The following is a 674-nucleotide window of genomic DNA, read 5'->3' as shown; positions in this document are numbered from 1 at the left end:
GATTATCTCTCGGCTTTGTTGGCGACATTATGTTGTTAGCAAGACCTTTACCGCTTATTTGGTAAGGGTCTTTTTTGTATTCAATTATAAAAAAGGAGGAAAAGGCTCGGACATTTAGAGGAGAAACGTTACATAAAAAGAGAAGGTGGAGGTAACTATGGAGGAACTAATTGGCGTATCAGTGCAAGGTTTGCTGCAAATTATTTTTCTTGATTTAATTTTAAGTGGGGATAACGCAATTGTTATTGCAATGGCGGCTCGTAACGTACCAAAAGATTTACAAAAAAGAGCGATTTTAATTGGAACAGGCGGCGCGATTGGTCTTCGATTATTATTTGCGGCTATTATTGTCCCTTTATTGAAAATACCATTAATCGGAGCGGTCGGCGGTTTGATGCTAGTATGGATTGCATATAAATTATTAGCAGACAATCACGATCACGGCGACAATCCTCAAGGTGGAGCAACGGTATGGAGCGCGGTTAAAACGATCATTATCGCAGATGCGGTCATGTCATTAGATAACGTATTAGCTCTAGCAGGTGTAGCTCACGAATTTGTCCCGATTATGATTGGTGTATTAATTTCAATTCCGATTATTATTTGGGGAAGCAGCTTTATTATGAAAGCAATGGAAAAATTTCCRATTATCATTTACGCTGGAGCGGCGATAC

At 39.2% G+C, this 674-nt stretch carries 1 protein-coding gene; it reads left to right on the top strand.

From position 1 onward, the window contains the following. Window positions 1-157: 157 nt before the first annotated feature. The coding region (locus AC1DRF_RS31160; protein ID WP_477742718.1) for a TerC family protein at window positions 158-674 on the top strand (517 nt) is incomplete at its 3' end.

The sequence above is a fragment of the Priestia sp. P5_B4 genome (assembly GCF_056400385.1).
Note: the sequence above shows the minus strand (reverse complement) of the source record. Positions and strands in the feature narration are given on the sequence as shown.